This window comes from Pseudomonas sp. GW821-FHT03A09 (genome assembly GCF_059421065.1).
Window position 1 is genome coordinate 153,356 of the sequence record NZ_JBWKUX010000012.1, and the last position, 22,284, is coordinate 175,639.

General features: G+C 62.8%; 23 protein-coding genes and 1 riboswitch. Of the genes, 13 read left to right on the forward strand and 10 right to left on the reverse strand.

All coding sequences use genetic code 11. The annotated features are described in order from the left end of the window. Positions 1 to 58: 58 nt before the first annotated feature. The 4 genes from mntP to AC07V4_RS21130 form a co-directional block, all read right to left on the reverse strand. Positions 59 to 622 (reverse strand): manganese efflux pump MntP, encoded by a 564-nt coding sequence (mntP, locus tag AC07V4_RS21115; RefSeq protein ID WP_492638015.1) that lies wholly within the window; start codon positions 620 to 622, stop codon positions 59 to 61. A 10-nt stretch (positions 623 to 632) separates the two neighbouring features. Further along, a riboswitch (yybP-ykoY riboswitch) is annotated at positions 633 to 802 on the reverse strand. 30 nt (positions 803 to 832) lie between these two features. Further along, the gene (gene scpB / locus AC07V4_RS21120) at positions 833 to 1,615 is read right to left on the reverse strand and encodes a methylmalonyl-CoA decarboxylase (protein WP_492638014.1); all 783 of its coding nucleotides are present in this window, start codon (positions 1,613 to 1,615) and stop codon (positions 833 to 835) included. Further along, positions 1,612 to 2,835: a CaiB/BaiF CoA transferase family protein gene (locus tag AC07V4_RS21125; RefSeq protein ID WP_492638013.1), complete on the reverse strand. Its 1,224-nt coding sequence runs from the start codon at positions 2,833 to 2,835 to the stop codon at positions 1,612 to 1,614. The genes scpB and AC07V4_RS21125 overlap by 4 nt, the downstream gene beginning before the upstream one ends. Positions 2,836 to 2,852: 17 nt before the next feature. After that, on the reverse strand, positions 2,853 to 4,148 hold the full coding sequence (locus AC07V4_RS21130; RefSeq protein WP_492638012.1) for an MFS transporter: 1,296 nt from the start codon (positions 4,146 to 4,148) through the stop codon (positions 2,853 to 2,855). 138 nt (positions 4,149 to 4,286) lie between these two features. Here AC07V4_RS21130 and AC07V4_RS21135 point away from each other — a divergent pair, with 138 nt between their 5' ends. Further along, positions 4,287 to 5,204, forward strand: a complete 918-nt coding sequence (locus AC07V4_RS21135; protein ID WP_492638011.1) for a LysR substrate-binding domain-containing protein — start codon at positions 4,287 to 4,289, stop codon at positions 5,202 to 5,204. A 14-nt stretch (positions 5,205 to 5,218) separates the two neighbouring features. Here AC07V4_RS21135 and AC07V4_RS21140 read toward each other — a convergent pair whose 3' ends face one another. Both AC07V4_RS21140 and AC07V4_RS21145 read right to left on the reverse strand, forming a co-directional pair. Next, positions 5,219 to 6,646 carry a phophatidylserine decarboxylase associated domain-containing protein gene (locus AC07V4_RS21140; protein WP_492638010.1) on the reverse strand — a complete coding sequence of 476 codons (1,428 nt, stop codon included), beginning with the start codon at positions 6,644 to 6,646 and terminating at the stop codon, positions 5,219 to 5,221. A 92-nt stretch (positions 6,647 to 6,738) separates the two neighbouring features. Beyond that, positions 6,739 to 7,326, reverse strand: a complete 588-nt coding sequence (locus tag AC07V4_RS21145; RefSeq protein WP_492638009.1) for a LuxR C-terminal-related transcriptional regulator — start codon at positions 7,324 to 7,326, stop codon at positions 6,739 to 6,741. Positions 7,327 to 7,455: 129 nt separating this feature from the next. Between AC07V4_RS21145 and AC07V4_RS21150 the strand changes: the two genes are divergently transcribed. From AC07V4_RS21150 to AC07V4_RS21160, 3 genes are read left to right on the forward strand one after another with little or no spacing between them, the layout of a single operon-like run. After that, entirely contained in the window at positions 7,456 to 8,634 is a 1,179-nt protein-coding gene (locus AC07V4_RS21150) for an acetyl-CoA acetyltransferase (RefSeq protein ID WP_492638008.1), read from the forward strand. A gap of 3 nt (positions 8,635 to 8,637) precedes the next feature. Continuing rightward, the gene (locus AC07V4_RS21155) at positions 8,638 to 10,170 is read left to right on the forward strand and encodes a class I adenylate-forming enzyme family protein (protein WP_492638007.1); all 1,533 of its coding nucleotides are present in this window, start codon (positions 8,638 to 8,640) and stop codon (positions 10,168 to 10,170) included. A gap of 45 nt (positions 10,171 to 10,215) precedes the next feature. Next, complete coding sequence (locus tag AC07V4_RS21160) at positions 10,216 to 11,535, forward strand: MFS transporter (protein ID WP_492638006.1); 1,320 nt, start codon at positions 10,216 to 10,218, stop codon at positions 11,533 to 11,535. 189 nt (positions 11,536 to 11,724) lie between these two features. Here the strand turns inward: AC07V4_RS21160 and AC07V4_RS21165 are convergent, their stop codons facing one another. Further along, positions 11,725 to 12,036, reverse strand: coding sequence for a hypothetical protein (locus AC07V4_RS21165; RefSeq protein ID WP_492638005.1), 312 nt, complete (start codon positions 12,034 to 12,036; stop codon positions 11,725 to 11,727). Between the two features lie 217 nt (positions 12,037 to 12,253). On the opposite strand from AC07V4_RS21165, the gene AC07V4_RS21170 reads away from it, so the two are divergent. The 3 genes from AC07V4_RS21170 to AC07V4_RS21180 are packed head-to-tail and all read left to right on the forward strand — an operon-like array spanning position 12,254 to position 14,404. Continuing rightward, positions 12,254 to 12,898 (forward strand): secretin and TonB N-terminal domain-containing protein, encoded by a 645-nt coding sequence (locus tag AC07V4_RS21170; protein WP_492638110.1) that lies wholly within the window; start codon positions 12,254 to 12,256, stop codon positions 12,896 to 12,898. Beyond that, positions 12,895 to 13,440 carry an RNA polymerase sigma factor gene (locus tag AC07V4_RS21175; RefSeq protein ID WP_492638004.1) on the forward strand — a complete coding sequence of 182 codons (546 nt, stop codon included), beginning with the start codon at positions 12,895 to 12,897 and terminating at the stop codon, positions 13,438 to 13,440. The genes AC07V4_RS21170 and AC07V4_RS21175 overlap by 4 nt, the downstream gene beginning before the upstream one ends. Positions 13,441 to 13,477: 37 nt before the next feature. Next, on the forward strand, positions 13,478 to 14,404 hold the full coding sequence (locus tag AC07V4_RS21180) for a FecR family protein (RefSeq protein ID WP_492638003.1): 927 nt from the start codon (positions 13,478 to 13,480) through the stop codon (positions 14,402 to 14,404). A 24-nt stretch (positions 14,405 to 14,428) separates the two neighbouring features. On the opposite strand, the gene AC07V4_RS21185 is transcribed toward AC07V4_RS21180, so the two are convergent. Together AC07V4_RS21185 and gspH are read right to left on the reverse strand one after the other, a co-directional pair. Continuing rightward, positions 14,429 to 15,040 carry a type II secretion system protein GspJ gene (locus tag AC07V4_RS21185; protein ID WP_492638002.1) on the reverse strand — a complete coding sequence of 204 codons (612 nt, stop codon included), beginning with the start codon at positions 15,038 to 15,040 and terminating at the stop codon, positions 14,429 to 14,431. 39 nt (positions 15,041 to 15,079) lie between these two features. Next, positions 15,080 to 15,532 carry a type II secretion system minor pseudopilin GspH gene (gene gspH / locus AC07V4_RS21190; protein WP_492638001.1) on the reverse strand — a complete coding sequence of 151 codons (453 nt, stop codon included), beginning with the start codon at positions 15,530 to 15,532 and terminating at the stop codon, positions 15,080 to 15,082. A 93-nt stretch (positions 15,533 to 15,625) separates the two neighbouring features. On the opposite strand from gspH, the gene AC07V4_RS21195 reads away from it, so the two are divergent. After that, complete coding sequence (locus tag AC07V4_RS21195) at positions 15,626 to 16,057, forward strand: type II secretion system protein N (protein ID WP_492638000.1); 432 nt, start codon at positions 15,626 to 15,628, stop codon at positions 16,055 to 16,057. On the opposite strand, the gene gspI is transcribed toward AC07V4_RS21195, so the two are convergent. Beyond that, positions 16,044 to 16,409: a type II secretion system minor pseudopilin GspI gene (gspI, locus tag AC07V4_RS21200; protein ID WP_492637999.1), complete on the reverse strand. Its 366-nt coding sequence runs from the start codon at positions 16,407 to 16,409 to the stop codon at positions 16,044 to 16,046. The genes AC07V4_RS21195 and gspI overlap by 14 nt on opposite strands. Before the next feature lie 148 nt (positions 16,410 to 16,557). On the opposite strand from gspI, the gene gspG reads away from it, so the two are divergent. Genes gspG through gspD form a run of 5 tightly spaced genes read left to right on the forward strand, consistent with a single transcriptional unit; the run spans position 16,558 to position 21,775 of the window. After that, complete coding sequence (gene gspG, locus AC07V4_RS21205) at positions 16,558 to 17,007, forward strand: type II secretion system major pseudopilin GspG (protein ID WP_431752937.1); 450 nt, start codon at positions 16,558 to 16,560, stop codon at positions 17,005 to 17,007. A gap of 8 nt (positions 17,008 to 17,015) precedes the next feature. Then, positions 17,016 to 17,894, forward strand: coding sequence for a type II secretion system minor pseudopilin GspK (gspK, locus tag AC07V4_RS21210; RefSeq protein WP_492637998.1), 879 nt, complete (start codon positions 17,016 to 17,018; stop codon positions 17,892 to 17,894). Continuing rightward, the gene (gene gspL, locus AC07V4_RS21215; RefSeq protein WP_492637997.1) at positions 17,891 to 18,964 is read left to right on the forward strand and encodes a type II secretion system protein GspL; all 1,074 of its coding nucleotides are present in this window, start codon (positions 17,891 to 17,893) and stop codon (positions 18,962 to 18,964) included. The genes gspK and gspL overlap by 4 nt, the downstream gene beginning before the upstream one ends. After that, positions 18,957 to 19,469 carry a type II secretion system protein M gene (locus tag AC07V4_RS21220; protein WP_492637996.1) on the forward strand — a complete coding sequence of 171 codons (513 nt, stop codon included), beginning with the start codon at positions 18,957 to 18,959 and terminating at the stop codon, positions 19,467 to 19,469. The genes gspL and AC07V4_RS21220 overlap by 8 nt, the downstream gene beginning before the upstream one ends. Next, positions 19,466 to 21,775: a type II secretion system secretin GspD gene (gene gspD / locus AC07V4_RS21225; RefSeq protein ID WP_492637995.1), complete on the forward strand. Its 2,310-nt coding sequence runs from the start codon at positions 19,466 to 19,468 to the stop codon at positions 21,773 to 21,775. The genes AC07V4_RS21220 and gspD overlap by 4 nt, the downstream gene beginning before the upstream one ends. Positions 21,776 to 22,284: the final 509 nt, after the last annotated feature.

Genomic DNA, 22,284 nt, shown 5'->3' on the forward strand with positions numbered 1-22,284 from the left:
ATCAGTCAACAACTACTTGGCTGACACACTGCTATCGGGGGCAAGCCCCCTCTCACATTCAGGCCGACAGGTGCTCGTAGAGAATCGTCGCACCCACCAGCATCAACACCACACCGCCCACCATCTCCGCACGTTTGCCCACCACCGTGCCCAGCACCCGGCCAAGCATCATGCCGATGGTCACCATGGTCATGGTCGCCAGACCAATGGCGGCGGCGGCCACCAGGATATTCACGTCGACAAACGCCAGGCCCACGCCCACCGCCAGCGCATCGATGCTGGTGGCAAATGCCGTGACCGCCAGGATCATGAAGGAATGCTGGGTCGGTTTTTCCACCTCGTCATCATCGGCCTTGAGCCCGTTGTAGATCATGTGCAGGCCCAGTGCGACCAGCAGGGTAAAGGCGATCCAGTGGTCCCAGGCTTCCACCCAGCGGGTGGCGGCGTGGCCGATGGCCCAGCCGATCATTGGCGTGATGGCTTCGATCACGCCGAAGATCAAGCCGGCGCGCAGGGCTTCGGTAAAGCGTGGTTTGTGCAGGCTGGAGCCTTTGCCGATAGCTGCGGCGAAGGCATCCGTAGACATGGCGAAGGCCAGAAGAATCAGGGAAATGGGGTTCACGGTCAGGCTTCCAGTCGGGCTGCATGAGTCAACGACACGCCCACACGCCCGACTACAGGCATGGATGTGTCGCTGGTCTCACCAACCACAACGGTGTTCGTACCACGGCAGGTTGCCGAATATGTTGATACGAACGCTTCTGAGCGGGTCAGAAGCCGGTTACTCCCCAACGAAGGGTCGCAGCATAGAGCGCCAAAGATGAAAATTCCGTCAACGGCCTTCAAAGACCGGCGGGCGCCGCTCGGCAAAGGCCGCCAACCCTTCACCAAAATCCGCACTCGCGCAGGCCTGGCGGCGTAGCTCGGCGATCTGTTCCATGGCTTGCACCGGCATTGGCTGCAGGTCTTCGAGGATACGCAGTTGCTCCTTGACCGCCTGGATCGCCAGCGGCGCCTTGGCGGCGATGCCTCGGGCGATGTCCACGGCGGTGGCCTCCAGGGCATCGGTGGGCACCAGACGGTTGATCACGCCAAAGCGTTCGGCGCGTTCGGCATCGAGTTTCTGTGCGCAGAAAAACATCTCCTTGAGCACATGAATCGGCAGGTTGTTGAAGAAGCGCAGCAGACCACTGGTGGTGTAGGGCAGGCCGATATTGGCCGGGGTCATGGCGAAGCTGGCGCTGGGGTCGGCCACCACCATGTCGCAGCTCATGGCCAGGTCCACGGCGCCGCCCCAGGCCGAGCCGGAAATCGCCGCGATCACCACGCCCGGGTAGGCGCGGATACGCCGCAGCACTTGTTCCAGCGGCTTACCGTAGGCCACAGGATCGCGGTCGCGGGCCACTTCGCCGATATCGTGGCCGGCGCTCCAGACGCTCTGGCCGACCTCGGCGCCGAGGATCACTACGCCGACGCGCTGGGCGGCGAGGGCGACCAGGCTTTCGTCCAGGCTGTCGAGCAGTTGCGCGCAGAGGGCATTGCGCTGGCTGGGGTTACTGAAAGTCAGGCGCGCAATACGGGTGTCGATGTGTGTGATGGATACGTTGACCGTCATGATGCGGTTCCTGTGTGGCGTTCGAGTTCGGGGGCCTGGGTGACGACGTTGGCGTTGAGCAATGCCTGGATCGCGGCTTCGGCAAAGCCGGCCTGGCGCAACACTTCGATGCTGTGCTCGCCGAGCAACGGCGGCGGCCGTTGTGCACTGGCCGACTGCGCTTCGCTGAAGACCGGCGTTACCACCTGGCGCAATCCGCCAAGGGTGGGATGCTCCACGGTTTGGGTCAACCGGCTGTGCAGCACCTGCGGGTCGGCGAACACTTCGTCCAAGGTATTGATGGGGCCGGCGGGCAGGCCGGCGGCGATAAAGCGTTCGGTCCAGTCGCGCTTGCTGCGGGTTTTCAGGCGGCTTTCCAGGATGGCTTTCAATTCCTCGCGGCGCTCCACCCGGGCTTCGTTGCTGGCAAAGCGCGGGTCATCCGGCAGCTCGGGCAAGTCCAGCAACACGCACAGGCGGCCCCACATGGCCGAGGTGATCGGTGCCAGGTTCAGCGGGCCATCCAGGGTCTGGAACACACCATAAGGCGCAATCACTGAATGGGCATTGCCGGTGCGCCGGGGCACGTCGCCCAGGCTCAAGTAGCGTTGGCCGTGCACGCTGAGCAAGCCGACGAGGCTGGCCAGCAGCGAAGTGTTGACGTGTTGCCCGCGCCCGCTGCGCTCACGCTCCAGCAGGGCGGCGAGTACCGCCGTCACCAGCCACATGCCCGAGGTCAAGTCACCGATGGCGGTGCCGGTGCGGGTAGGGTCGCCGTCGCTGAAACCGGTGAGGCTCATCAGCCCGGAATAGCCCTGGGCGATCTGGTCGAAGCCCGGCCAACTGCTCATCGGGCCGTCGCTGCCGAAGGCATTGATACTGCCCAGGATCAGCCGCGGGTTGCGCGCGCTCAACACCTCATAACCCAAGCCCATGCTCTCCAGGGTGCCGGGCTTGAAGTTCTCGATGACCACGTCGGCGTCGTCGATCAGTTGCTGGATCGTGTCCAGGCCCCTGGGGTTGCGAAAGTCCACGCACAACCCGCGCTTGTTACGGTTGCACGACAAATAATAGGTGCTCACGCCCCGGTCGAAAGGCCCCCAGGTGCGGCTCATATCACCGGTTGGGCCGGGTTCCACCTTGATCACATCGGCGCCGAGGTCGGCCAGCACCATGGTGCAGAACGGGCCGGACAGGGCACGGCTGAGGTCGATGATCTTGATACCTTGCAGCGCTTGCATGGGCGTCTCCAACGAAGTTATTGCGGCAATGTCTGGTCGCGGGTTTCAACGGCAAACGGCAGGATCAACACGCCCAGCACAAAGGCGGCCGCTGTCCAGGCAATCGGTGTGCCGATGGAGCCATACCCATGAATGGCCGCCGCCAGCAGGAAGTTGACCCCAGCACCGATAAACCGCCCCACTGAGGCATTGAACGCAAAGGCAGTGGCGCGGATGCGCGTAGGGTATTGCTCGGGCAACCACAGGGAAAAGATCGCGAAGTTGCCGCCGAAGAACCCCAGGAACACCAGCGACACCATGAACAAATGCAGTCCGTCATCCAGGTAAAACACCCAGCCGAAGGCAAATACGATGGCCGCCGCCATGCCACTGAAGTAGATGCCCAGTGCCTTGCGTCGACCCACCCGTTCCGCCAGCCACGGCGCCACCAGGCAGCCGAGGATAGTACTCAGGGACAGCACCGCCGCGCCGATGGAGGCCAAGTGCACCGCGCCGACGTGGTCGATACCGGCGCGGGTCGCCAGAGTGACCACGGCGGTGGCTTCGTACACCGACCCGGCCCACAGGCCGACGATCGCTACGCCAACCAGGGCTGAACTGGTCAAGGTCCGGCGGCGAAAGGCCGGCGCGAAGATCTCCCACCATGGCGTACGCGGACCTGTCTTTGCCATTTGGCGCTGTGGCTCTTTGACCTTCAGCGCGGTGTACACCGCGACTACCGCTGGAAACAGCCCACACAGGAACATCACCCGCCAACCATAGGCGGCGCCCACGGTGTAGTTGAGCAGCGCGGCGATGAAAAAGCCCAGGTAATAGCCGGTTTGCAGGTAACCGGCGCCCATCTTGCGGCGGTCTTCGGGCCAGCTTTCGGCGACGTAGGTGCCAGCCAGCGCCCATTCACCGCCCACGCCGATGCCGGCGATCAAGCGAAAAATCGCCAATTGCCAGATGTTGTCGGAAAACGCCGCCGCGCCAGTGAACAACGAGTACACCAGGATGCTCGCCGCCAGTACCTTGACCCGCCCAAAGCGATCCGCCAGCGGCCCCCAGATAAACGACAGGCCCCAGCCGACCAGGAACAGGCCGAACATGATCGAACCATACATGGCGATATTCGCGGCGGTGGGTTCCAGGCCGGAGTGGGGCAGCAGTTCGGTGAGGGCCGGGATCAGCACCAGGGCGAAAATGACGGAATCCACACCGTCCAGCACCCAGCCCAGGTAGACCGCCCAGAACCCGCGAATCTGCTCACGGGACAGCGGTGTTTTGTAGGGTTTTGCACGCAGTGCCGACGCGGTTAACGCTTTGGACATGACGACCTCCCATGGCCCTGATCGGGCCTTCTTGTTGTGAGGTCAATCTAGGATGCGACGGCATAAGCAACAAATATGAAATTCCTTTGGTGGCATCGGATTTTTATATAGAGTCGAAGACTTTCGAGGAGGACAGTCATGGACCTGCGCCAGTTGCGGTACTTCGTCAAAGTGGTCGAATGCGCCAACATCACCCGTGCCAGCGAGGCCCTGCACATCGCCCAGCCGGCCATCAGCCAGCAGATGCGCAACCTGGAACAGGACATGGGGATGCAACTGCTCGAACGCAGCGCCCAAGGCGTAGTGCCCACCGCCGCCGGCCAGACCTTGTACCGGCACGCTGTCGACCTGTTGCGCCAGGCCGACGCCACCCACGAGTTGCTGCGCCAGGACGCCGAATACCCCCAGGGCAAGGTCTCGGTAGGCATGCCGTCGAGCACGGCGCGGATGCTCGCGATACCCCTGGCGCGTACCATTCGCAGCCGTTATCCGGGTATCAAGCTGGAGCTAATCGACGCGCCGAGTGCGCAGTTGGCTGGTTTGATCACCCAGGGCCGTGTGGCGCTGGCCGTGCAGGTTGACGGGGTGCCGACGCGGGGTGTGATCGCCCGGCGTCTATTCAGCGAGACCCTGTATCTGGTGGCGTGGCCGGAATTCGAATTGCCACCGACGCCGTTGAGCATCCAGAGCCTGGCGCGGATGCCGCTGGTGCTGCCCTGTGCGCCGAACACCATTCGCAGTCGTGTCGAGTCCGCCATGCAGGAGGCCGGGTTGCCGTTTGCCGTGGAGTTCGAAGCCAATTCCACCGACCTGTTGTTTTCGGCGGTGCTGGCGCGGCTCGGCGTGACCGTGTTGCCGTGGGCGGCGGCCCATGTGGAGCTGGAGCAGAACCGACTGAAGCTGGCACGTATCGACCATCGCTTGTTCAGCCGTGAACTGTCTTTGTGCTGGCCGGACACGGCGGTGCAGAGCAACGCCGTGCAGAAGGTCAAGGCGACCATTCTTGAGTTGTTCGAAGGCTTTGAGCAGCAGGCGGGGTGGGCGACCCCCGCCTAACTGCCCGGCGCCGTTTACTTGGGTTTGTGCGTGTCCAAAGCGGTGGCAATCACACTGCCCATGGGCGTCGGTTTTGGCGCCTGGCGGTGTTTCACTGCATTGATTGCCCATTCTTCCAACCGCACGCGGTCACGCTGGAACAGCATCACGTGGGTGGAACCACCGAACTCGAAATGACCAATTTCGGTGCCACGCTTGATGACGACCGGTTTACTGCCTTCACCAACGATAAACGCCGGCTCGATGATACAGGTCGAGACTTCCACCATGCCGATGCAGATCAGCGCCACGTACCCGCAGGTGGGGTGCTCGAAAATAAAGATCGCCCGGGCCGCCACATGGCCGAGGTAGGGTTGCGACTCGGTGCCTTCCCAGGTGCCCGGGCCTTCCTTCTGAGCCGGGCGTTGGGCGAAGTAAGTGCCGGGCTGTACCCATGAACGCACCAGGGTGCCGTCCAACGGTGCGTTCCAGCGATGGTAGTGGGTGGCGGACAGGAACCCCTGGTAAAGCTGACCACCTTCAAACAACTTGGCCCACCGGCTCTCGCCGGCGAACAGGTCCAGCAGCGAGTAATTGACGTCCTTGATCCAGAAGTCGCTCTCGAAGGCGATATTGTTCTGGTACTCCCAGGGCGTGGTCTCGCAGCCGATGTCGACCTGAGTCTTGGCATCGCCCTGGAATGGCCGCGCGCCGGTCACGAACTTGCGGATGAAAAAGTCGTTCCACGAAGCGAAGCCATAACCAGGCTTTTTCGGATCGTGCTCCATCTGGTGCCAGACCCCGGCTTTCCACGCGGCCTTGGAGATCCACGAGCCTGGTTTTTCGGGGTTGTTGATGTCGAGCTTGTCCAGGGATTGCGGGCTCTTGAGGTAGGCGTTCCAGGTGTCGAGCACCTTCTTGAACTGCTGGTTGAAGGTCGCGTCATGGAACAGCGCTACACCGGCTTCGGTGGCCATGGAAATCGCCAGGAAGCCATTCATGGGCGTGCCCACCTGGGCGGTGTCGTTGAAGGAGGACGAGGTGGTAACGATCTCGTTGAGAATCTCGAAGAAACTGTCGTAGCCATCGATCCATACCGCGTCGCCATCCTCGGTTTTGATCTGGTCACGGGTTTGGGGCGGCAGGGTCATCACGAAGGCGTTGGACTGCTGGATCATCGACATCACCCACATGCGGTACACACTGTTGTGGGTGACCCACTGCTTGAACGCCACCAGTTGCGGTTGCATGGGCGCGAGGGTGCCGGCTTTTTTCATCGCGGCGATGTAGTTGCGCAGCGGCACCAGGTAATTGGCGGTCGCCCACACGCGGTTGGGTACCCAGAAACCCATCTGCACGGGGCCGGCGTTGTCCAGGGTGAGCAAGTTGGAACCGCTGCCCTCGACGGGCGGTGGGGTTTTACGGGGTTGAGTGGCAGGTGAGGAACGATCAGTGTGCGCCATGGTATTAGTCCTTTAAACATCGCTACGTGGGTAAGCTCTTCTTGAGCAATGTTCAGCGTAGCCAGCACGGGACCGGGGTTTGTAATGGTTGGCTATAACCAGCTGCGCCCACCGACAAAAATCATCTTCGACACCAACTCCACAATGTTCTTCACCTCCAGCTTCTTCATCAACCGTGCCCGGTGTACTTCCACCGTGCGGTGGGAAATCCCCAGGCGCAGGGCGATTTCCTTGGACTTGAGGCCGTTGACGATCAGCATGGCGATTTCCCGTTCCCGTGGCGTGAGGTCTCCTGTGCCGGCATGGGTACGGTCCAGGCGCTCGAAGTGCCAGATCATCAGCTTGAACGGGTCTTTGGGAGTGAGGGTGTAGCCGTGGGATTTGGCCCAGAACACTTCGCCGTTTTTGTGCTGCATGAAGCGTTCATCGGAGTAGAAGCCGTTTTCACTGTCGAGCAGCCAGTCATGGCTGCGCTTGCCGATGGCGTGATAATCGGCCTGGGACGGGTAGATCAGCAGGGTCAACTGGTTGACCAGGGCTTCGCGGGGGTAGCCGAACAGCTTCAGGAAGGCTTCGTTGCAGTCGACGATCACGCGGTGGCGGGTGACGATTTGTGGCGCGGGAGACAGCCGGAACGCCAGGCGCTCGATATCTTGGAGTGGTTGTGCAAACACGGTCATTGGGCGTCCTGCCTCGTGGTGTATCGCTTCGGCTACTACTTATCCATGTAAGTAGTTACACGAATTGGCGAGCGACCAAGGGTGGCTCATTGTAGGCAATGTTTAGACCCACACCAGAAGAAATTGAATATGCCTGCTGATTGCGTCTCCATAGTTGCCGCTGGTCATTCGCGTTTTGGTCGCCTGGAAGGCACCACCCTTGAAGACCTGATCGTACAGGTCACCCGCGAAGCCCTAAAGGATGCGGCCATTGATGCATCAGAGATTGACGCGCTGTTTCTCGGCCACTTCAATTCCGGGCTGGTGCCCGACGGTTTTGCCGCCTCGCTGCTGTTGCAAGCTGACCCGGGGCTGCGCTTCAAGCCGGCCACCCGTTGTGAAAATGCCTGTGCGTCCGGCTCAGCGGCGATCCAGGCCGGGGTCAATGCGATCCTGTCCGGCAGCGCCGAGCTGGTATTGGTGGTGGGCGCCGAGAAGATGACCCACACCTCCACGGCTGCTGTCACCCAGGCCCTGGCCGGTGCCGGCTATCAGAACGACCCAGCGGAAGCCGGCCTGAGCTTCCCGCAATTGTTTGGCCGCGCCGCCCGGCAATACGCCGAGCGCTACCAATGCCCGCTGGCCTCGATGGCGGCCATCGCCACCAAGAACCACTCCAATGCCATGGCCAACCCGCTGGCGCAGATGCATCGGGTGATGGATTTTGAACACTGCAACAACGTGTCCAAGAGCAATCCGCTCGTGGCCGAGTCCCTGCGCTTGACTGATTGTTCGCTGATCAGCGACGGTGCCGCCGCGATCATCCTGGCGTCGCCCAAGCGGGCGCGGGCGTTTCGCCGCGATGTGCAGATCCGCGCGATGACCCAGGTCAACGACACGCTGCCCATTGCCCAACGCGACATCCTCGCCTTCGAAGGCCCGCAACGGGCGATCCACACGGCGCTGCGAGGGGCCAATATCACCCTGGCCGACCTGAGTTTCGCCGAGGTACACGACTGCTTCACCATCGCCGAACTGTTGATCTACGAAGCCATGGGCCTGGCGCCCAAAGGCGAGGGCCATCGCGTGCTCGACAGCGGCGTGGTGCGCGCAGGCGGCAGACTGCCGGTGAACCTCTCCGGTGGGCTCAAGGCCAAGGGGCATCCGGTGGGCGCGACCGGTGTGTCGATGCATGCCTTGGCGTTTCGACAATTGACCGGCGAACCGATTGGCCTGGCGGTGCCCAACCCTGAGTTCGGCCTGGTGTTCAACATGGGCGGGATGGCGGTGGCCAACTACGCCTCGGTCCTGCACGCACGCCGGTACTGAACCATGAACATCGCCAACTGGCTGCACGACACTCAACGCCGTCATCCACAGCGTCCGGCGTTGTTCGACGGTGCCCGGCAAGTCGCCGACTACGCCACCTTTGCTGCCCATGTGCGCCAGCGCGCCGCTTGCCTGGTGGACCAGCATGGCCTGGCACCGGGCGATGCCGTCGCGGTGCTGATGAAGAACAGCTGCGATTACCTGGAATTGCTCTACGCAATCTGGTGGATGGGCGCGGTGGCCGTGCCCATCAATGCCAAACTGCATCCAGCGGAGGCTGCGTGGATTGCCGACAACGCCGAGGCGCGCTTGATCTTCACCGACGGCGGCCAGGTGTTTTCGTCGCGGGACCTTCCCCTGCGCTGCAAGGAACTGGACGGTCACCTGCTACCGCCGACCCGTGGCTGGCCGACCTTGGCGCAACCGGTACCGCGCCAGGACCAGGACCTCGCCTGGCTGTTCTACACCTCCGGCACCACCGGGCGTTCCAAGGGCGTGATGCTGTCCCATGGCAACCTGATTGCCATGTCGTTGTGTTACTCCACGGATGTCGACGCGGTGCATGCCGATGATGCGGCGCTGTATGTGGCGCCGATGTCCCATGGTGCCGGGCTTTACAACTTCATTCATGTGCGTTGCGGTGCACGCCATGTGGTGCCGGCTTCCCAGGGCTTCGACGCGGTCGAGCTGTTCGCACTGGCTGCCGAGCTGGGCAATGTTTCGCTGTTCGCCGCGCCGACCATGGTCAAGCGCATGGTCGAGCAGGCGCGGCGCCAGGATTACCACGGCGAAGGCATCAAGACCCTCGTCTACGGCGGTGGGCCGATGTACCTGGCTGACCTGCGTGAAGCCATCGACTGCTTCGGCCCGCGCCTGGTGCAGATCTACGGCCAGGGCGAAAGCCCGATGACCATCAGCGTGCTGCCCCGGGCAGTGATCGCCGACCGCCAACGTGTCGATTGGGCTACCCTGGCCGCGTCCGTCGGCCACGCGCAATCCTGCGTTGAAATCCAGATTCTCAACGGCCAGCACCAGCCGGTGCCGACTGGCGAGCGTGGCGAAATTGCCGTGCGTGGCGCCACGGTGATGCAAGGCTATTGGCGCAACCCCGAGGCTACCGGGCAAACCCTGGTCGACGGTTGGCTGCTGACCGGCGACATCGGCTTTCTCGACGCGGCCGGTTACCTCACGCTCACGGATCGCTCCAAGGACATGATCATCAGTGGCGGCAGCAACGTGTATCCGCGTGAAGTCGAGGAAGTGCTGGCCCAGCATCCCGAGGTGTTTGAAGTGTGCGTGGTGGGCGAGGCGGACGCGCAGTGGGGCGAGTCGGTGGTGGCGTTTGTGGTGACCCACAGCGGCGAGCCTCTGGACGACGCCGAACTGACGACGTGGTTTGTGGAACGCATGGCGTCTTTCAAGAAACCCAAGAAGTACCTGTTCCGTGACGAGTTGCCCAAGAACAGCTACGGCAAAATCCTCAAGACCGACTTGCGGCAGTGGTTGAAAGACGCGAGTATCGCCGCGACTCACTAGCCCGCGTTTTTTCATGGACAGAACAACAGACAAGGAGTCCCCACGATGGGCATTCACCCGCAAGACACGTTGCGCAAGCGGCGCCGTGCGTTTCTCGGCGCCACCTCCGGCCACTTGATCGAGTGGTACGACTACGGCGTCTACGGCTTTCTTGCCGTGTACATCGGCCAGGCGTTTTTCGTCTCCGATGATCCCACCACCAGCCTGCTGGCCAGTTTTGCCGCGTTTGCCCTGAGCTTTTTTATCCGACCCCTGGGCGGGCTGTTCTTCGGCCCATTGGCGGACAAGATCGGTCGCCGCAAAACCTTGATCATGGCGCTGGTGATGATGACCGGCTCCACTGTGTTGCTGGGTTTGCTGCCCACCTACGCGACCCTGGGCATCGCGGCGCCGATCCTGCTGATCCTGGTGCGCTGCGTGCAGGGCTTCTCGGCGGGGGGCGAGATCGGCACCGTCACCAGTTTTATCTCCGAATACGCCGGCCCCGGCCGTCGTGGTTTCGCCACCTGCTGGTTGATGGTCACTGCGGTACTCGGCCTGTTGCTGGGCGGTGCGGTGGCCAATGGCATGACCTGGGTGCTGGGCGCCGACCTGATGCAGGAATGGGCCTGGCGCGTGCCGTTCCTGATCGCTGCGCCTCTGGGCTTTATCTCCATGTACATCCGCTTGAAGCTCGAAGACAGCCCCGAGTTCCTCGCCCTGCAACGCGCCGGGCAAACTTCCCGCGCACCGCTGCGCGAAGTCTGGCAGTGGAAGCGGGCGATTGCCCTGGTGTTCTTTATCATCACCTTGCACAGCTCGATCTTTTACCTGGTGCTGACTTTCGCCTCGACCTATATGGCCAAGATCCTCAAGTTCGACAGTGGCACCACCTTGCTCTATGTGTTTGTCGCGAGCTTCTCGGCGGCGTTCGTGATGCCATTTGGTGGGGCGTTCACTGATAAGTACGGGCGCAAGCCGTTCCTGATGGTGATCGGCACGCTGGCGACCTTGGCGATGTTCTGGCTGTTCAAGTCGGCACCGACCGCCACACCGACGACGTTCTTTGCGCCGTTGATGGCGGTGGCGATTTTGTTTGGGTTGTATGCGTCGTCGACCTATGCGCTGATGAGTGAACTGTTGCCGACGCGTATCCGCTCCACTGGGATTGCAGTGGCATATAACGTGCCGGTGGCGGTGTTTGGGGGCAGTGCGCCGTTGATCTCGACCTGGTTGATCAAGGTGACCGGCGATATCACTTCACCGTGGTATTTCTACGTCGCGACGGGGGTAGTGTCGCTGATTGCGTTGGTGGTGCTGCGTAAGGAAGATTTTGTAGCCAGTGGCAGTCCTGCGGCGGTGCCTGCCAATGCGGCGCTTGCGTAACTGTGGGAGGGGGCTTGTCCTAAAGCACGGACTAACTCTTGTAGTGAGCGGGCTTGTCCCGCGCTGGGTGGCGAAGCCGCCCCAAATCCAGGCACCTCGGTCTTTCTGAAACACCGCGGCGCCCCTGTTGGGGTGGCTCCGCCACCCAGCGCGGGACAAGCCCGCTCACTACATGCACATCGGTGTCTCTCAAGGCCGTTGCGGCTTCACCGACGTCCCAAACGTATTGCCCATGCGAACACTGGTCGCCGCTGGCGTGGATAAGCCCACCTGGTTCGGTGGCCGTTTCTGTACCGGTACGTTCTGCGCCTCACGGTTTTTTTGCGCCGCTTTGGACGCGTCCGGGTCGTTGCCCATCTGTTGGCTCAGGCAGCCATAGTCGGGCGCTTTATACCCATCCACCGTGACTTCGGTGCAGCCCTTGGCAGCGGTTTCGGCGTGGGCGATCAGTGGCAGGGTGGCGCACAGCAGCAGGCTGGCGAGGGTGGGGGAACGCTTCATCGGGGCCTCCTGGCGGGCCCGCGAAGAGGGGCCGTCAACCCGGCAAAGTGTAGTGCAGCGGGGTCGGCGTCACCGTGATGTTTTTTTTGCTATCACCGTAACATCAGGTTCATAAACGAGCCTCAGGATGACGGTTTTCAAGGACACGTCGGCCGTGCAGCGATGCAGAGCGGGGGGTGAACAGAAGGGCTGGAGGCGGGCTGTCGGCGCCCTGGTCTTGCTGTTGCTGCTCAGCGGGTTCGAGCCTGCCCAGGCCCAACCCCCTGAGCTGATGCTGGACCTGCCGGCGCAAGATCTGGAACACGCACTGCACGCCTACAGCCGCGCCACCGGCATGGCCGTGCTGGTCGACCGTGAACTGGCACGGGGCCGGCGTTCCATTGCTGTGCGCGGGCGTTTTACTGCGCAAGAGGCGCTGGCGGTGCTACTGACGGGGAGTGGGCTGATGGCGCGTTATGCCCGTGAGGATGCGTTTACCTTGCAGGTGCCCCAGGCCGAGCAGGTGCCTTCGGCCCGTGGGGCGTCGGCGCGCAATGCCGCGCGAGTCAACAACAGTTACGCCACGGCGTTGCAGCAGGCGATAGAGGCCAGCTTGTGCCGCTCGCCGCTGACCCGTCCCGGTAGTTTTCGTGCGCTGGTACAGGTATGGGTCAGCCCCGACGGCTTGATCGAACACAGCCGGCTGGTCAGCTCCACCGGCGATGAACAACGCGATGAGGCGCTGGTGCGCAGCCTTGGCGCGGCACGGGTCGAACGTCCCGCGCCGAGTTCGCTGCGCCAGCCGGTGACCTTACTTTTGATGCCCGACACCACAGGAACGCGCATGGAATGCACAGCAGGGAAAGGAGCCTCGGGCGCATGAAGAATACCGGGCACAGCACGATGGTCAGCTTGTTCCTGGCGTCCTACGAGGACTTCAAGGTGCGCCTGCGCAAGCGCTTGGGGTCGGAAGATCTGGCCAACGACGTGCTGCATGAAACCTTCCTGCGAGTCGACCGCATGGAAGTGCCACCGAACCTGCAGCAACCCAATGCTTACCTGTACCGCATGGCACTGAACATTGCCGCTGACCGGCGCCAGGCCGATGCCCGCCTGCTCACTGGCAGCGAGGTCGAAGAACTGCTGCAAACCGCCGACGAAGCCCAGGACCCATCGCGGGTGGTGGGTGGCCAGCGGGAAATCCAGTCCTTGGTCAAGGCGCTCTACGAACTGCCGGCACGCCGCCGCAAGATCCTCATCGCCGCTCGCCTGGAAGAAGCGCCGCACCTGGAAATCTCCCAGCGTTTCGGCATTTCCACGCGCATGGTCGAGAAGGAAATCAAGGCCGCCCTGGGGCACTGCGCCAAGCGCCTCGAAAGAAAAGTGATTCAGCGGTTCGGTCCCGGGGCCGGCAAACCGTCTTAGTAGCGAGTCCCTGATAAAACCGTGAGTATCTGCGCGCTTGAACATCTTTAACCTCTCCGCCGCCCGGGACAAACCCGCCAACCCCATGCACGACGAAGCGCGCGACTGGCTGGTGTTGCTGACCTCGGGCCGCGCCACCGTGGCCGACGCTAAAGCCTTGCGCACTTGGTGCGCCCAGAGCCCCGAGCATGCCCAGGCGTTCGAGCAGGCCAAGGTGCTCTGGCAACAATTGGGCGCAGCCGCCGAGCAACTGGAACGCCCACGTCACTTTGGCCGTCGCGCCTTCCTGGGGGGCGCGCTGGCGGCCTCGGCAGCGGTGGTGATGGTGCGTGTCGGCGTGCCGGGCGGCTTTGCCGGGCTGACCGCCGACTACCGCACCGCCGTCGGCGAGCAGCGCCAAGTGCAACTGAGTGACGGCGTGAGCCTGGAACTCAATACCCAGACCCGCATCAGTCGCGTGGGGCAAGGCATTGAACTGCTTGAGGGCGAAGTCGAAGTGCTCGCCCGTCTCGCACAACCGCTCAAGGTTCAGGCGGGGCAAGGCTGGGTCAGCGCGGCCCAGGCCCGCTTCAATGTGCGCTACACCGACCATGACGTATGCGTGACCTGCATCGACGGTTCCCTGTCGGTGGATGCTGCCGGCAACAGCGTCAGCCTTGGCAGCGGCAAACAACTGACTTACGGCCCCAACGGTATCGGCGAACCGGTGGCAGTGGATACCCAAGCCGTCGTGGCCTGGCGTGAAAAAGTGCTGGTGTTCAACAATGCCACCCTGGCCACCGTGGTAGACGAGATCAACCGCTACCGGTCGGGGATGTTGGTATTGCTCAACAAGGAGCTGGGGCAACGGCGCGTGCAGGCGCGGTTCAGTCTGCAACAGTTGACCGGGGTGGCGTTGCTGATTCGCGATGCCTATGGGGCCAAGTGCACGGAGTTGCCGGGTGGGGTGGTGTTGTTGAGTTAACGCGTGGCGGTTGCTCGTTTCTCCTCACCACAACGGCCCCACCACCTGCCGGTACCGCTCCACTCCCTGCGGCGTCTGCCTGACCAGGCTGAATTCCAACCCTTGCGGATCTTCCCGCCGATTGCCACTCAGTTGGCGCCAGCCCTTGTCCATCTCCCACACCCGCACCTGCAGATCACTGACCCCCGTCAACACCGCTACGCCGTCCTTCGCCGCCGGCAGCGGGAAGTGGTCGCGTGCGGGGGCGGCGGCTCGATAAAGTGCATCACCCTTGAGCCACCAACGCACCCGTAGCAGGCCATCCCCGGCAGCCGGCGCGCTGCGGATGATGTCCAGGCGAAAGCCTTTGCTGTCGGAGCTGCGCACGCTCACTGCCGCCAACCCGGCGGGTTTGGCGGTGTCGTCTTCCGTGTTGCCCGGTGCGCTCAGTTCGACGCTGGCACGCAGGCTGAGGTCGCGTTGCAGTTGGTTCACGGCGCGCAGCAGGGCCTCGGTCTGCTCGGTGCTGGCTTGCAAGTGCTGGTCGGCGCGGGTGACGCTGTCGAGGCCGCGCCAGGCGATGAGACTGACCACGGCCATCAGCATGATCGCCACCATCACCTCGATCAGCGTAAAGCCTTGCTGGGATTGATTCATTTCATCTTCTCTCTGTGCACATCGCCTGTGGTGAGCGGTTCATGGCTGGGTGACTACGCGCAGCAGGCCGGCGGCGTCGCGTTGCAGGCTGAGGCTGTGTTGGCCGTCGGACAGCACCACGCGCAGAGGCGGGTTGACCCATTCAGCATTGAGGACCAATGCCTGTTTGGGCTCGATCGAGATTTGCATCGGTGTGCTTTCCCACAGACGCGGGCGCAGTTGGGCGTCGCCTTTGAACGCTTCGATGGTCAGGCCATCGTCGCTGCGACGGTTGAAGCGAAATCCCTTGGCGTCGGTGCGCAGGGTGATCGGGCGGCCGTCGGCATGGGCTTCGGCCTGGGCCACTTGAAGCAGTTGGCTGAGGCGTTCGGCGTCTTTGCGCAACAGGTGCAGCGGGTCGGGTTTGATCGTCAGGCTGATGGCAGCGCTGGCGATACCGATGATCACCAGCACCACCATCAACTCGATCAGGGTGAAGCCTTGCTGTTTCATCGGTCGGCACCTGGAAAGCTGGCGAGTTCGAGAAATAAAACCGTATGAATTGCCCTGTAGGCTGCAAGCTCGGACAAACAGGAGGTCCTGCCCATGGCATTCGCCCATCGTTTTTCACCGGCCCACGGCGTGCAGGCCCTAGCCTTGTTGGCGGGCTTGGCCGGCGTCGCGTACTGGACATCGTTGCTGCTCTCCACCGCTGAATCCCATACACCACAAGCGGCGCCCCAGGTGTTGGCGGCGCGCAGCGATAACCCGGCATTGCAGTGGTTTGCCAATGCGCCAGTGGCGCTGCAGGTCAAGGTCTCGGGCGTATTGGCCGGGGCCCGTGGTGCGGTGGCGATCCTCAGCCTCAACGACGGCCCACCGCGCAGCTTTTTGCTGGGTGAGCGCTTGAGCCCGGGCGTACGGTTGACGGCCATTGAAGGTGATGGGGTAGAGATCGAGCGCGGAAATGAAAAGCTGCGCTTCAACCTCGACAAGTTGCCGGAAGGGCCTGCATTGCCGCTGCTCACTCGGCCATGACCTGGGTGTCGAGACGCGCCAGCGGCGGTACGTCACGGCTGGCGTCCAGCACCTGCACATTGACCTGAAACAGGCGGCCCGTTGCGTTGATGGTCTGTTCGCAGCGCAGTTTCAGGCGGCCCTGGTTGCAATCGAAAGTCTTTTTACCGCTGCTCAAATGCCCGCCCAGGCGCAATTCGGCCAGGCGGCTTTGGGCTGCCAGTAATGCGATGGATTTGTCCCGCAGCAGGCCATTGCTCTGGGTCATCAACCCGGCCACGCGCACGGCGGCGGCCATGGCCACGGCGATGATTGCCAGCGCCACCAGCACTTCAATCAGGGTGAAACCTTGCTCGTTGCGACGGCCGTTCATGGCGCTCTCAAAGCCTTGGACCAGGCCCGCAGACTAGCTGGGGCAGTTGACCGATTGGCGACTAAACCTCCCGAGGATTTTCAATACGACTGACATGTGTTCTTGCAACACTGCGCCACGAATTGAACCCAAGCCAAGGAATGTCGAGATGGATATCGCGCCCCTGAACGCCCCATTGCCAGGCCCTCGCCGCCAACGCGGCTTTACCCTGATCGAGATTATGGTGGTGGTGGTCATCCTCGGGATCCTGGCGGCGATGGTGGTACCCAAAGTGCTCGATCGCCCGGACCAGGCACGAGCCACGGCGGCGAAGCAGGACATCGCCGGCTTGATGCAGGCGCTCAAGCTGTATCGCCTCGACCATGGCAACTACCCCAGCATGAACCAGGGATTGAAAGTGCTCGTGGAACGCCCGGCCGATGCGAAAAACAGCAACTGGCGCGCCTACCTTGAACGCTTGCCCAACGACCCGTGGGGCAACCCTTATCACTACCTCAACCCAGGTGCCAATGGTGAGGTGGATGTGTTCTCCCTGGGCGCCGACGGCCAACCGGATGGTGATGGCGTGAATGCCGACATCGGCTCCTGGCAGTTGTAGGGCGCCCCATGAAACGGTATTCGCCCGTAGCGGCGAAGCAGCGCGGCATGGCGATTATCAGCGCGTTGCTGATCGCGGCAGTGGTGGCCGTGATTGCCGGCGCCATGCTCACGCGCCAGACCGTGTTCACCCGCAGCCTGGAGGCGGAGCAAGCGCGTATCCAGGGCCAATGGTTGTTGCAGGGTAGCCTGGAACGCAGCCGGCAGTTGCTCTGGGAAGTCCGGCAAAAGGACGTGCTGACGCGCCTCGACCAGCCTTGGGCACGCGCACAAAATGGTGTGTTCGACGGGCGGATTGAAGACGAGCAAGGCAAATTCAACCTGCGCAACCTGGTCAATCGCCAGCGCTTGGATACTGAGCAATTGCAGAGTTTCGAGCGCCTGTGCCGCTTGATTCGGGTCGACCCAGCGGTGAGCCGACGTATCAGCCAGCGGGTGATTGCGTCCTATGACCAGCCTGATTTGCCCGCCAAATACCCGATGCTGCGTAGCCTGGATGACTTGAGCGCTATCGAAGGTCTCGACCCGCAAGTGTTGCAGCGCATGCAGGCGTATATCAGCGTGTTGCCCGGCAACACCTGGGTCAACGGCAACACGGCCCGTGCCGAAGTGCTCAGTGCGGTGGTGCCGCAACTCAGCCTGGCCCAGGCCCAGGCACTGGTGGCCGAACGTGACGGCGGGCACTGGTTTATCAATCGTGGGGATTTCGTCAACCGCCTGCGCATGCCCCAGGTGGCGGTGGAGTCGGTGCAGGTGGGCATCACCAGTGAGTGGTTTCGCTTGCAGGGCCAGGCTCGGCGCGAGCAACGCCGGGTAACGATCGAGGCATTGTTGCATCGCCCCGAAGACCGCATGCCTCGGGTGATCTGGTCGCGGGTGGGCGCATGAAACGCTTGCGTATTGGCTTGCCGCCACTCGATCAACTCACCGTGGACAGCCGGGTGACGTTTGCCTGGCTGGAGCGCGGCGTAGTGGTGGCCGAAGGTCAGGAGAGCCTCAGGCAGTTGGGTAAACAGCGTCAGGCGGTCGACTGCTTTTTGCACCCACGCGACAGCTTGCTGACCAGCCTGGAGCTACCGCCACTGCCGGCCGCGAAGACCGCCGCGGCCGTGGCCTGTGCGGCCCAGGCGTTGATCCTTGGCCCGGTGGAGCAGATGGTGGTCGCCCACGGCCCACGCGGCAGCGATGGGGCTGTGCAGGTCGCCTGGGTGCCGAGGGCAGGGCTGGAACACCTTGGCCAGGTCCTGGCGCAAGTACCACTCACACTGCGCGGTCTGTACCCGGCGCCCTTTGCCTTGCCGGTGGCGACGGCGGTGCTGGAGGAAGGCTACTGGTTAAGCCGCGACAGCCTGCAACAAGGCACGGTGCATCCGTTGGGCCAGCCGGCGCTTGACGTGCCGTGGGTGGATGCGGCTCAGCGTTGGAACGGGGCCACGCCCGCCTGGGGTTTGCACGGCCGTCTCAGCCAAGCGGCCACCGGTGGTTGGGGCAGGGCGCTGACGGGTGTGGCTTTGGCCACCGCCATCTGGACCCTGGGCCTGAACCTCTACGCCGCCCGCCAGGTGGATGAAGGCCAACGGCTGAAGGCATTGATGAGCCAACAGGTGCGCCAGGTATTCCCCGAGTTGCCGGTGGTGCTCAACCCATTGCAGCAGGCCCGTCAACAATTGGCGGCGCGGCAGACCGGTGCGGCCGCCGATCCTGGTCAGCGCTTTACCAGCCTGTTGCAACTGGCCGGCAGCAACCTGCCGTTCATGGTCGCCAGCGTCGACCAGTTGAATTTTGAACAAGGCCGCCTGCACCTCGGGTTGCTCGCCGACAGCCGTAGCCCGGAGGGCCAAGGCGACTGGCAGGCCGCCTTGGCCCAGGCCGGTTTTACCGCGACCCGTGATGACCACGGTTGGACCCTCGGCCCCACCGAGGCGTCAGCCGCTGCGGAACTCGAAGAAGATGAATAAATGGCACCGTATGCGCAGCCAATCCCGAGCGTTCTGGAATGGCCTGGCCCTGCGCGAAAAACGCATGCTCAGTGGTGCCGCGTTGGTGCTGGCGGGTCTGTTGACCTGGCTGATCCTTGTGCAGCCCGCGCTGAAAAAGATCGATTACTGGCAGGCCGAAACGCCCAAGCTGCGGTCCCAGGCTGAGGCCCTGCAGGTGTTGTTGCAGAGCGTCGCCGCACCTCGATCAGCTGACGAAGCCGCATTGCGCCAGGCACTGGATGGTGCCGGTCTGCAAGGCCGTTACCAATTGCAGGCGCTGGACGCCGGCAGTTGGCGCCTGAGTTTCGATAACGCCCCGGCGGATGCCGTGGTGGATTGGCTGCTGGGCAACCCCCGTTCATTTTCCCTGGAGGTGTCCGAAGCGCACTTGCAACGCGCTGGCGACACCGTCGACAACTCGGCCGGCACTGTGTCCGGGACCGTTCGCATGGATCAGGCGCTTGGCGCTAAGGAAGCTTCATGAAGTGGTCAGTCCCGCCTTTTCGTTTGGCCGCACCGCTGTTGGTATTGGCCCTGAGCGCGTGCAGCAACACCCAGTCGACCAAACCGCTGCTGGTGGACAGTGAACTCGGCCAGCCGTTGGCCGAAACCCGCCGCAGTGTCGACAGTTCGCTGGAGCGCCAGCGTGAACCAGCCCCTGCGGCCCGGGTACAGCACCCGGTGACCAACAGCGCCCGTGGTCACAGCTCGACGGTGGTGAAGGCACGCAACCCGCTGGGCGACCAGCCGGTGCAACTGAACTTTGTCGACGCGGATATCCAGGCCGTGGTGCGTGCGTTGTCCCGCGCCACTGGCCAACAGTTCCTGGTGGACCCACGGGTGAAGGGCAACCTGACCCTGGTCAGCGAAGGCCAGGTGCCTGCGCATCAGGCCTACGACATGTTGTTGGCCGCGCTGCGCATGCAGGGGTTCAGTGTGGTCGACGTGGGAGGTGTGGCCCAGGTGGTGCCGGAAGCCGATGCCAAGTTGCTCGGTGGCCCGACCAACAGCGCCGGCAGCAGCGGCATGCAAACCCGCACCTTCCGCCTGCAATATGAAAACGCGGTGAACCTGATCCCGGTGCTGCGTCCCATCGTGTCGCCCAACAACCCGATCAACGCTTACCCCGGCAACAACAGCATCGTTATCACTGACTATGCGGAAAACCTCACGCGGGTCGCGCAGATCATCAGTGGCATCGACACGCCCAGCGCCATCGACACCGACGTAGTGAAGGTGCAGAACGGTATCGCCGTGGACATCGCCGCCATGGTCGCCGAACTCCTGGAAACCCAGGGCGCCGACCAGACCCAGAAGATCAACGTGGTGGGCGACCCGCGTTCCAACTCGATCATCATCCGCTCCGGCAGCCCCGAGCGCACCGAGCTGGCACGCAACCTGATCTACAAGCTCGACAATGCCCAGAGCAACCCGAGCAATATGCACGTGGTGTACCTGCGCAACGCCCAGGCGGGGAAGCTGGCGCAGTCGTTGCGCGGGTTGCTCACCGGTGAAAGCGAATCCGGCGTCAGCGATGAAGCCCGTGGCAAGCTCAGTTCCATGGGCGGCAACCCCCAAGGCACCTCGGGCAACCCGACGCAAAACAGCAGCGGTACACCCACTGGCAGCGGCATACAACCGAGCTACAACTCAGACAAACAAACAAGCGGCAGCGCCTCCAGCGACCAGAACACCGCGTTCAGTGCTGGCGGTGTGACGATCCAGGCCGATGCCACCACCAACACCTTGTTGATCTCCGCGCCCGACCCGCTGTACCGCAACCTGCGCGAAGTCATCGACATGCTCGACCAACGCCGCGCCCAAGTGGTGATCGAAAGCCTGATCGTCGAAGTCGGCGAAGACGATGCCAGTGAATTCGGTGTGCAATGGCAGGCCGGCAACCTCGGAGGCAAGGGCGGTTTCGGTGGCGTCAACCTGGGCGGCAGCGGTTTGAATGCCGCGCCCGGGGCCAAGACCAGTATCGATGTGTTGCCCAAGGGTTTGAACATCGGTCTGGTCAACGGCTCGGTGGATATTCCGGGGATCGGTAAGGTATTGGACCTCAAGGTGCTGGCCCGTGCTTTGAAGAGCAAGGGCGGAACCAACGTGCTGTCCACGCCGAACCTGCTGACCCTGGATAACGAAGCCGCGAGCATTTTTGTGGGGCAGACCATTCCGTTTGTCACCGGCAGCTACGTGACGGGCGGCGGCGGCACCAGCAACAACCCGTTCCAGACCGTGCAACGTGAAGAAGTCGGGCTCAAGCTGAACGTGCGGCCGCAGATTTCCGAGGGCGGCACGGTGAAGCTGGATATTTACCAGGAGGTCAGCAGCGTTGACTCGCGAGCATCGGTGGACGCCGGCACGGTGACTAATAAGCGGGCAATCGATACCAGCATCCTGTTGGATGATGGGCAGATCATGGTGCTGGGTGGGTTGCTGCAGGATGGCTACAGTCAGAGCAACGATGGGGTGCCGTGGTTGGCGGATATTCCGGGGTTGGGCGCGCTGTTTCGCAGTGAGAAGCGCAGTGTGACCAAGACCAATTTGATGGTGTTTTTGCGACCTTACATCATTCGGGACAGTGGGGCGGGGCGCAGTATTACGTTGAATCGCTATGAGTTCATGCGTCGGGCCCAGGGTGGGTTGCAGCCGGAGCATAGTTGGGCAATGCCGGATGTGCAGGCGCCGCAGTTGCCTTCGGTGGATAAGGCGATTCCGGGGGTACAGCAGCAGGGGCCTCGGGCGGTGATTCGGGCGGTGCCGGTGTCGGGAGGGGCGCGGCCTTGAATGAGTACATATCCATTTCTTCGGTCACGGCCGTTTATGGTTCCGCTCTTACAGCGGCTCACTTTTGGAGGGACCCAAAAGTAACCAAAAGGTCCTCGCCCCACCACTCGGTGCCTCGCTTAGGCTCGGCATGCCCTCACTCCGGCCAGCGTAGTTTGACGGGGCGCTCAAGATCAAAATCAAAAGCCAGATCAAGAGCAGACCGCTATTTTCCTGATGTATCGAGATCCAAATGTGGGAGGGGGCTTGCCCCCGATGGCGGTGTATCAGCTGCAAATGGGTTGACTGACCCTATGCCATCGGGAGCAAGCCCCCTCCCACATGTTGACCCCATCCAGCTTCAGAAATCAGGTCGGCTGTCAGGCCGCCTCGGCATTGCTTTTGATCTTGATCTTGAGCGCCCCGTCAAACACGCTGGCCGGAATTCGGCATGGATTTGGGGGGTAAACCGGCAGGGATGCCGGTTTAGCCGCCCCGCGCCATGGATGGCGCGTGGCGGCGGCCCCCCA

Coding starts and splice junctions, on each gene's coding strand:
- scpB (WP_492638014.1), bottom strand. CDS start 1,615: ATGACGGTCAACGTATCCATCACACACATCGACACCCGTATTGCGCGC.
- AC07V4_RS21125 (WP_492638013.1), bottom strand. CDS start 2,835: ATGCAAGCGCTGCAAGGTATCAAGATCATCGACCTCAGCCGTGCCCTG.
- AC07V4_RS21130 (WP_492638012.1), bottom strand. CDS start 4,148: ATGTCCAAAGCGTTAACCGCGTCGGCACTGCGTGCAAAACCCTACAAA.
- AC07V4_RS21135 (WP_492638011.1), top strand. CDS start 4,287: ATGGACCTGCGCCAGTTGCGGTACTTCGTCAAAGTGGTCGAATGCGCC.
- AC07V4_RS21140 (WP_492638010.1), bottom strand. CDS start 6,646: ATGGCGCACACTGATCGTTCCTCACCTGCCACTCAACCCCGTAAAACC.
- AC07V4_RS21145 (WP_492638009.1), bottom strand. CDS start 7,326: ATGACCGTGTTTGCACAACCACTCCAAGATATCGAGCGCCTGGCGTTC.
- AC07V4_RS21150 (WP_492638008.1), top strand. CDS start 7,456: ATGCCTGCTGATTGCGTCTCCATAGTTGCCGCTGGTCATTCGCGTTTT.
- AC07V4_RS21155 (WP_492638007.1), top strand. CDS start 8,638: ATGAACATCGCCAACTGGCTGCACGACACTCAACGCCGTCATCCACAG.
- AC07V4_RS21160 (WP_492638006.1), top strand. CDS start 10,216: ATGGGCATTCACCCGCAAGACACGTTGCGCAAGCGGCGCCGTGCGTTT.
- AC07V4_RS21165 (WP_492638005.1), bottom strand. CDS start 12,036: ATGAAGCGTTCCCCCACCCTCGCCAGCCTGCTGCTGTGCGCCACCCTG.
- AC07V4_RS21175 (WP_492638004.1), top strand. CDS start 12,895: ATGAAGAATACCGGGCACAGCACGATGGTCAGCTTGTTCCTGGCGTCC.
- AC07V4_RS21185 (WP_492638002.1), bottom strand. CDS start 15,040: ATGAATCAATCCCAGCAAGGCTTTACGCTGATCGAGGTGATGGTGGCG.
- gspH (WP_492638001.1), bottom strand. CDS start 15,532: ATGAAACAGCAAGGCTTCACCCTGATCGAGTTGATGGTGGTGCTGGTG.
- AC07V4_RS21195 (WP_492638000.1), top strand. CDS start 15,626: ATGGCATTCGCCCATCGTTTTTCACCGGCCCACGGCGTGCAGGCCCTA.
- gspI (WP_492637999.1), bottom strand. CDS start 16,409: ATGAACGGCCGTCGCAACGAGCAAGGTTTCACCCTGATTGAAGTGCTG.
- gspG (WP_431752937.1), top strand. CDS start 16,558: ATGGATATCGCGCCCCTGAACGCCCCATTGCCAGGCCCTCGCCGCCAA.
- gspK (WP_492637998.1), top strand. CDS start 17,016: ATGAAACGGTATTCGCCCGTAGCGGCGAAGCAGCGCGGCATGGCGATT.
- gspL (WP_492637997.1), top strand. CDS start 17,891: ATGAAACGCTTGCGTATTGGCTTGCCGCCACTCGATCAACTCACCGTG.
- AC07V4_RS21220 (WP_492637996.1), top strand. CDS start 18,957: ATGAATAAATGGCACCGTATGCGCAGCCAATCCCGAGCGTTCTGGAAT.
- gspD (WP_492637995.1), top strand. CDS start 19,466: ATGAAGTGGTCAGTCCCGCCTTTTCGTTTGGCCGCACCGCTGTTGGTA.